Here is a 7,464-nt window from a genome sequence, read left to right on the forward strand (position 1 = left end):
GCATGAACCCGAGTGGCTTTCCAGTCACTTTCATATTAAATTCATTTTATCTTATGATTTGGGTACGCTTCCGTAGTTATACTGAGCACTATGGACTAATTCATCGATTAGCTGATAGGTTTCTCGGTATAAAATTGAGCTACCGAAATTGCTAAGCACTTAAAAAAACCGGTCCTGGCAAATTTCTCGCTCGAAAACGCTAACTTCGTAAGACTTCCCTACCCTCGACCCACACGCGCGCGATACTTTCCCTGCCGGCGTTCAGCACGATCTTAGCGGCCATCTCTTCTAACGTGTCTATCCCCGGCCAAACTTTTATAGGGCTAGCTGGGCGATTGGTATCAATAAGGATTGCATCAAAGCGAAAACCTGGAGCGAACTTTCCAACCGGCAGCCCGATTGCCTCGCCTCCACCGGCAGTCGCCAACCAGAGTGTCTCTGCCACTGTGACTGGTGCGCTATCTGCACCTCTACTAGCGGCTGGTAGCGACGCATCGACACCACTACTATGAGCCCGTGATGCCGTCAGGGCGTGGCGGCATGCATCTAGAACTGAAGGGCTATGCCCCCCGGAGATATCGCTACCCAGGCCAGTCCTCACCTTCATGTCGAGCCCTTTTCGCAAAGGAAAAACCGCATTGGCGAAGTAGAAATTCGACAACGGACAATGAGCCACGGCTGCACCCTTCTCACGGATGAGCTGGAGATCCTCTTCGTTGACGAAATTTGAGTGTGCAAGCACGGTATGTTCACGCAGCAACCCAAAATCGCGCAACACCTCACTGTCTGTACGGCCATGTCGGGAAAGAACGAAATCACGTTCCCAGTCACTTTCCGAACAATGTGTTTGAACCAGGCAGCCAGTTTCAGCAGCGAGGTCCCCTAGCCCTTGTAAAAGTGCATCGCTGCAGCTGGGGATAAAGCGCGGCGTAATGATCGGTCTGACTAACGCATCTTCCCTGCCATCCAAAGCACGTACACGGTCAATGAAGGCGCGTGTGTCCGCGATCGCCGTATGAGCGTTTTCATCGCGATAATATGCGGGACACTGCTCCGGATCATCCATTGCCACCTTACCTACAAAAGCACGTTGGCCTTCATCGAGGCAGATTTGAGCAAGCTCTACCGAAGCCTCGACATGCGTCGTGGCGAAATAAACCGCAGTCGTTGTGCCATGTGCTAACAGGCTACGCACCAGGTCGCGATACACAATTCGGGCAAAATCAACGTCTTCATACTTGGCTTCCAGCGGAAACGTATATTTCTGCAGCCAGACTTCAAGCGGTTTATCCAAGGCTTTGCCAAGTTGCGGCCACTGTGGAGCATGAATATGAAGATCAACAAGTCCTGGCATCAGAATGCTCCCCTCTTCCAGCTCAATCAACTGGTTAGAAGCCCTGGCATCCGCGACCAAGCGATCAAAGTCCGCTGTGCCGTCGATTTCGACACGAGAGATGATGCCTTTTGAATCAACCGCTATCGCTACGCGATCCATTGCCTCTATTCGGCCAAGCTCAGGGGTGTGGAAAGCAGCGCCGCAGATTACCGTATTATGCATAAAAATCCTCTATACCGCCCGTTAGCGAAGCTTTGGGAAAGCGGCAACAAAACATGGGATAAACCAAAATCGATGCGAATCTTCTAAGTGAATTATCTGTCCATTTCTATATTAAGATTTGTGACACGAAGGCGCCCAGGAAATAAAGGCCACCCCATATCCGAAGAGGGATTTAATGCATGGAATCACCGCAAGCATATGAGGGTGCGCTCGTCGCCGGACCTGATGATAAAATTCCTCCAGCAAAAGCCGCATTTCTTGGGCTTCAGCATGTCCTCGCGATGGACGTCTACATCGTGCCGTTTATCATTGCTTCGGTACTGGCGTTTAACGTCCCTGATTCAGCGGCGTTTATCCAATCGGGCTTTCTGGCGGCGGGCATCGCAACGCTTATCCAATCGCAATGGATCATGCGCCTTCCCATCGTTCAGGGTCCGTCTTACGTACCGATCGGTGCAGTCCTCGCTATTGCATTTGGTGCAGGTGGAGGAATTGCAGGTCTTTCAACTGTCATCGGCGCTTTGATCCCCGGCGCCATTGTTATTGCCTTGTTGGGATTAACAGGCGTCTTCCATAAGATTGTTGGCCGGCTCGTGCCACCGTTGGTTGGCGGAACGATCATCATCGTGGTGGGTATCGCGCTAATGCCAGTTGCGTTGCGCGAGAGCGTGTTCGCTGTTCACGGCACCGGAACTCTCACCCAGAACATCGCGCTCGCCGCAACATCAGCTGTGCTGCTTGTCGCAAGCATTGTTATCGGAATAAGCATGGGCACAAGCGGTAATTGGCTACGTGTTTCGTCTGTGGTCATTGCACTCGTCGGCGGATGTATCGCCGCCTCATTGATGGGGCGTTTCAGCTTACAGCCTGTGATTGACGCAGCATGGTTCAGCGTGCCCCGCATCGCATTCATTAATTTCGATGTAAGCTTTTCTATGTCAGCGATACTTACGATGATCGTGGTCTATCTCGTAGTACTGGCAGAAACCACTGGAACGTGGTTTGCAATTAGTGCAGTGACCGACAAGCCGTTGACTAAAGAACAACTCGACCGCGGTGCAATGGGTGAAGGGCTCGGCTGCCTGACGAGCGCATTACTCTGCAGCACACCTGTGACAGGATATTCGTCAAATGCCGGTATCATTGCAGTAACAGGGATCGCTAGCCGGGTGGCATTCGCTGCTGCAGGCGTCTTCCTTGTGCTGTTTGGTTTGATCGGTAAACTGGCTGCGGTGATCGCAGTCATCCCAGCGCCGGTGATCGGTGGTGTTTTCGGCGTCGTGTGCGCAGTAATTGCGATCAATGGGTTTCGAGTCGTGCGTCATTGCGCAATGACAGAGCGCAACATGTTGGTCGTTGGATTGCCAATCCTCATGGCACTTTTTGCAACCTTGGTGCCGAAAGAATTTGTAGACAGCCTACCTGATCTCGTTCGTTATTTTCTCGGCTCATCGATTGCATTCGGTGCTATTTTCGCAATCATTCTAAACATGATACTGCCGCAGGAAAAATCGCTAAAGCTTTGATTGGTGCGAAAATCGCGTCTTTGCTCCGTCAGAGTTCCTAGCGAGTGAAATCGTAGGATGCTTGCGGGCTGCACGAGCCTTCAACTTCAATTGCACTCGCTATTGAATGGTACGCAACGTACTCGGGGGATTGGCTTGTGGTATGACCATCAGCCAGAAGCGATGCGCATTAGCCCGCAGCACGATTTGCCTATGTGTGGCGGCGGTTAGGTCTATAGCTATTGGCCGGAGACCAATATAACATCACCGACATGGCTATATGGCCCTAGAATGGCCGCTAGGTAAAAGGCTAGAAGTATCACGCTGTCGAAATCCTCTCGGTTCAGGAAAGGAATCTCGTTTGTTGGGCATATCAGATATTCGCCAGACCTGCTGTTAACTACGGGCACATGGTGAAACGAACGGGCGGAGCCGCGGCGAAAACGCTACATGAAGGGCATGATGCTTGCGAGTTGAGACCGAATAACGGACGAGCCGGAGATTGCTACTCACAAAGGAGCAGCTAGCACTGATATCTTTGCCAACTAGCAACAATGGCTTTCTTCGCCGCGCAGTATGTTGCCGCTGGGGCGCCTCTTTACAATTTCAAATTATACCATATGCCAAATAGTTAATGCAGATGTGTATTCGACTGATCTAGGGAACGTTTGGAAAAGAGGCACGTCGCTTCAGCGAAATACGAAATGTTGGCAGCCAACGATTGCCTGGAATTGGAAGTGTGTCATCTTGACCGCCATATTTAATCGTATTGGTCAATCCTGTGTGTGCGAAGAATTGACTCAAGCAGGGGGCATGTTCACGCGCCTCCGCTGGCTATGAGCGTTGCCTGTCCGGCGCGGAAGTTATCCTGGAGCGCCTTGTGGTTATCGAGCCCTTCGAGGGCATAAAGGTTAAGGAACTGGCGTCCGGCGAACAGCTGGCGATCGACGTGGCTGAGGTCTGCTTCGTCGCAAACTTCTTGCCAGTATTCGGCGATGGTCGTGATCTGATGTTCGATCAGCACGGCGGCTTCCGCCTCTTTCAGGTGATAGTCAGGCGCAGCAGCGAGCAAGGTGGCGATCGTGCTGGCACGGCCCTCGCCCTTGATCAGCATAGCCTGTGTGGCTTCGTTGCCCGCGCGGCTTTGCGGGCAGATGTCATAAGCCGGCGTGAGCGTCAGCATCTTCCCATTCCAGAAAGCCGCATGATTGCGAGCGTGGTCGTCGGTATTGCCGCACAGCACGTTGAAGCAAATCCGCCCGTAGAGTTCCTTGAGCGTGTCCTTAGGGTCGGTGAAGCGATGGCGAATGAGTTCGGCGAGGTCTTCGTATGAGGCATAGCGGGCCATCATTTCATCAAGACCCAGCATGGTCAGAGCTGAGACCATGTCGTGCCGCGTCCAGCCATCCTTTGTGTGTGTACGGTCGAAGCGTTCAATAAGCAACACATCCTTATGGGCGGCGCAGGCCATCGACACGGGAGCGGCGTTGATTCCGCAGGCTGCTGCTAGCTTCATCGCGATGAACTCGGCCTTCACGACGCTATAGGTGTCGTTGGCCGCTGAGAATTTGGCGATGAACTTCTTTGTGCCATCGTCGATAAGCGCCTTGGGACGTGCACCGCCAATCGACGTGCCATGATGGATGGCCTGGTCGAGTGCAGGGGTCAGGGGGACGCCTTTTTCGATGAGGGCGGCAGCTTCCATGAGCTCATCAAGCGATGCTTGTGCGGCAAGGCGGGGGAAATAATCTGTGGCAGATACCTGGAAATCGAGGGCACCGATGCGGTCAGAGCCGGACTGGAGCAGAAAGGTCAGCTCGCTGAGCTCCGGCACGCCGGCGGCGTCCGGCTTTTTGCCCATCAGCCTGTTGATGATGACACGGCGGCCCCAGGCATCAGGCGAGCCGTCGCGGATGCAACTTGCCATCGTCAGGCCGTTGATGGGCGCAATGACACCTGCTTGGAGTGGAAGTTCAGGTTCGTAGATGGGAATGGCACTCTTCCGGCGGCGATAGCTCGCGCCGTAGGTAAAAAGCAGGCGCTCGCCAACCTGGTCGAGGCGGCCGGCCACCACCGGTTCCGTTGCCCCCGGTAACCACATCCACACAAAAGCTTCGGTAGTGTCTGCCTTAGAAGTCATCATCGACCTCCTTCACGGCATGGCGTACGCTCTTCGGCAGCAGTGTCAGTTTTTCATCGAGTCGGGCATTGTGAATCTGGAGCGTGCGCTCGTCATAGTCGAACAGACGCACACCGACGAGTGAGGCAACCTCAAAGACGAGGCCTATCTCAGGACCCGGTGCGCCTTTTTCGATACTAGAGAGGGTGGTGCGGCTGATGCCGGCGCGGTCCGCCAGTTCCTGTGCGGTCAGGCCTCGCTCGGCACGGCCGACGCGGATCAGCTTGCCGATCATAGCAAGCGCTTGACGCGTAACTCTGGAATAGCTTCTCTGACGGGGCACAGTGATATCAGCTTTGTTCATTTAAGTGGACGTAAGGCCATCTCATGTCCGGATTTTTGTACATTGTGTCATAGCAATGACGTTTAATCAAGTTTTGTCCATCTAATTGGACATAAGGCTCGTTCGCGGCCAGATTTTTGTACAGAGCGGAGTAGAGCTTGGGTGGCGACCGTGCGATAAAAGTATATCGTGAATCGGGCTTTTATGAAGGTTCGATATACGGAGTACGGATCAGCGCTGTATTCAACGATCCAATCCAACCCATACTACGATAGGATGCCAGTAACTCAATATGATGAGTAGCCAGCGGGGGGAAGTTCGTGAGGGTTTGCTCTGCTGTTACGCTTGCGACCGGAGCAGCCAATACATCATGAGCTGGAATTCGCGCGTTAGCAATCACTGGCGTGCCGGAAAGAATATCATTGCACGGAACAACGATGTCATGGGCATCATCCCGGATTCTTGCCCTCTCATACCTCCAGCCCTGGATCGCTATACCCTTACCACCCCTTCGCCACTGCGCGACAGCTTTCCCTCTGATGCCTCAGATATAACGCCGGAGGGGATTTTCGGGAACGCGAACAGCCTCCCGAAGGAGGCGTAACAATTTGTATTTGTTATGGATTTTTGGTTGCGGGGGCAGGATTTGAACCTGCGGCCTTCAGGTTATGAGCCTGACGAGCTACCGGGCTGCTCCACCCCGCGCCAGGGTGTTTATTGAACCGGTTGGGTAGTTTGTGCGCATAGCGCTAGTAAAGCTGTTTTATATTGATTTGAGAAGATGGAATTATTTGTGTGCTTAGCAGACCTGGCAGCGACCTACTCTCCCGTGTCTTAAGACAAAGTACCATTGGCGCTGGAGCGTTTCACGGCCGAGTTCGGAATGGGATCGGGTGCAGCCGCTCCGCCATAACCACCAGGTCGGCGAAGAACACAAATATGAGAAGCTGGTTGTCTTTCGTGCTTTTATCATCATCAAGCTATGCTTGATGGATATTGTAAATGGGAGTGATCAAGTCGATCGAGCTATTAGTACCGGTAAGCTACATGCGTTGCCGCACTTCCACACCCGGCCTATCAACGTGGTAGTCTTCCACGGCTCTGATAGGGAATACTCGTTTTTAGGTGGGTTTCCCGCTTAGATGCCTTCAGCGGTTATCCCGTCCGTATATAGCTACCCTGCTATGCCGTTGGCACGACAACAGGTCCACCAGAGATACGTCCATCCCGGTCCTCTCGTACTAGGGACAGATCCTATCAATATTCCTACACCCACGGCAGATAGGGACCGAACTGTCTCACGACGTTCTGAACCCAACTCACGTACCGCTTTAAATGGCGAACAGCCATACCCTTGGGACCTGCTCCAGCCCCAGGATGCGATGAGTCGACATCGAGGTGCCAAACAACCCCGTCGATATGGACTCTTGGGGGTCATCAGCCTGTTATCCCCGGCGTACCTTTTATCCGTTGAGCGATGGCCCTTCCACGCGGGACCACCGGATCACTATGACCGACTTTCGTCTCTGCTCGACTTGTCAGTCTTGCAGTCAGGCAGGCTTATGCCATTGCACTCGACGAACGATTTCCGACCGTTCTGAGCCTACCATCGCGCGCCTCCGTTACTCTTTAGGAGGCGACCGCCCCAGTCAAACTACCCACCATACACGGTCCTGGACCCGGATAACGGGCCGCAGTTAGACATCCATATAGATAAGGGTGGTATTTCAAGGATGACTCCACAATGGCTGGCGCCACTGCTTCAAAGTCTACCACCTATCCTACACATGTCGACACGAATGCCAGTGTAAAGCTATAGTAAAGGTGCACGGGGTCTTTCCGTCTAACCGCAGGAACCCCGCATCTTCACGGGGAATTCAATTTCACTGAGTCTGCGTTGGAGACAGCGGGGAAGTCGTTACGCCATTCGTGCAGGTCG

5 protein-coding genes, 1 tRNA gene and 2 rRNA genes (1 of these 8 cut by a window edge) are annotated in these 7,464 nt (G+C 53.3%); 1 reads left to right on the forward strand and 7 read right to left on the reverse strand.

The window, feature by feature from the left end; translation table 11 throughout:
• Positions 1 to 199: 199 nt before the first annotated feature.
• Complete coding sequence (gene guaD / locus KMS41_17495; GenBank protein QWK80297.1) at positions 200 to 1,495, reverse strand: guanine deaminase; 1,296 nt, start codon at positions 1,493 to 1,495, stop codon at positions 200 to 202.
• Between the two features lie 242 nt (positions 1,496 to 1,737).
• Here guaD and KMS41_17500 point away from each other — a divergent pair, with 242 nt between their 5' ends.
• Positions 1,738 to 3,084, forward strand: a complete 1,347-nt coding sequence (locus tag KMS41_17500) for a purine/pyrimidine permease (protein QWK79281.1) — start codon at positions 1,738 to 1,740, stop codon at positions 3,082 to 3,084.
• Between the two features lie 796 nt (positions 3,085 to 3,880).
• Here the strand turns inward: KMS41_17500 and KMS41_17505 are convergent.
• The 6 genes from KMS41_17505 to KMS41_17530 form a co-directional block, all read right to left on the reverse strand.
• Entirely contained in the window at positions 3,881 to 5,203 is a 1,323-nt protein-coding gene (locus tag KMS41_17505; protein QWK80299.1) for a type II toxin-antitoxin system HipA family toxin, read from the reverse strand.
• The gene (locus tag KMS41_17510) at positions 5,193 to 5,477 is read right to left on the reverse strand and encodes a helix-turn-helix domain-containing protein (GenBank protein ID QWK80298.1); all 285 of its coding nucleotides are present in this window, start codon (positions 5,475 to 5,477) and stop codon (positions 5,193 to 5,195) included. The genes KMS41_17505 and KMS41_17510 overlap by 11 nt, the downstream gene beginning before the upstream one ends.
• Before the next feature lie 250 nt (positions 5,478 to 5,727).
• Positions 5,728 to 5,925: a hypothetical protein gene (locus KMS41_17515; GenBank protein QWK79282.1), complete on the reverse strand. Its 198-nt coding sequence runs from the start codon at positions 5,923 to 5,925 to the stop codon at positions 5,728 to 5,730.
• 228 nt (positions 5,926 to 6,153) lie between these two features.
• Positions 6,154 to 6,230: transfer RNA gene (locus KMS41_17520), tRNA-Met, on the reverse strand.
• Positions 6,231 to 6,331: 101 nt separating this feature from the next.
• Positions 6,332 to 6,446, reverse strand: a 5S ribosomal RNA gene (gene rrf / locus KMS41_17525).
• Between the two features lie 87 nt (positions 6,447 to 6,533).
• Positions 6,534 to 7,464 (reverse strand): 23S ribosomal RNA (locus tag KMS41_17530) (it continues 1,881 nt past the right edge of the window).

Origin of the sequence: Ochrobactrum sp. BTU1 (assembly GCA_018798825.1) — a bacterium.
In the GTDB taxonomy this organism is placed as follows: domain Bacteria; phylum Pseudomonadota; class Alphaproteobacteria; order Rhizobiales; family Rhizobiaceae; genus Brucella.

Bases quoted from the DNA above. Each gene is read 5' to 3' on its own strand.
- guaD (QWK80297.1), bottom strand. From the start codon at position 1,495: ATGGATCGCGTAGCGATAGCGGTTGATTCAAAAGGCATCATCTCTCGT.
- KMS41_17500 (QWK79281.1), top strand. From the start codon at position 1,738: ATGGAATCACCGCAAGCATATGAGGGTGCGCTCGTCGCCGGACCTGAT.
- KMS41_17505 (QWK80299.1), bottom strand. From the start codon at position 5,203: ATGACTTCTAAGGCAGACACTACCGAAGCTTTTGTGTGGATGTGGTTA.
- KMS41_17510 (QWK80298.1), bottom strand. From the start codon at position 5,477: ATGATCGGCAAGCTGATCCGCGTCGGCCGTGCCGAGCGAGGCCTGACC.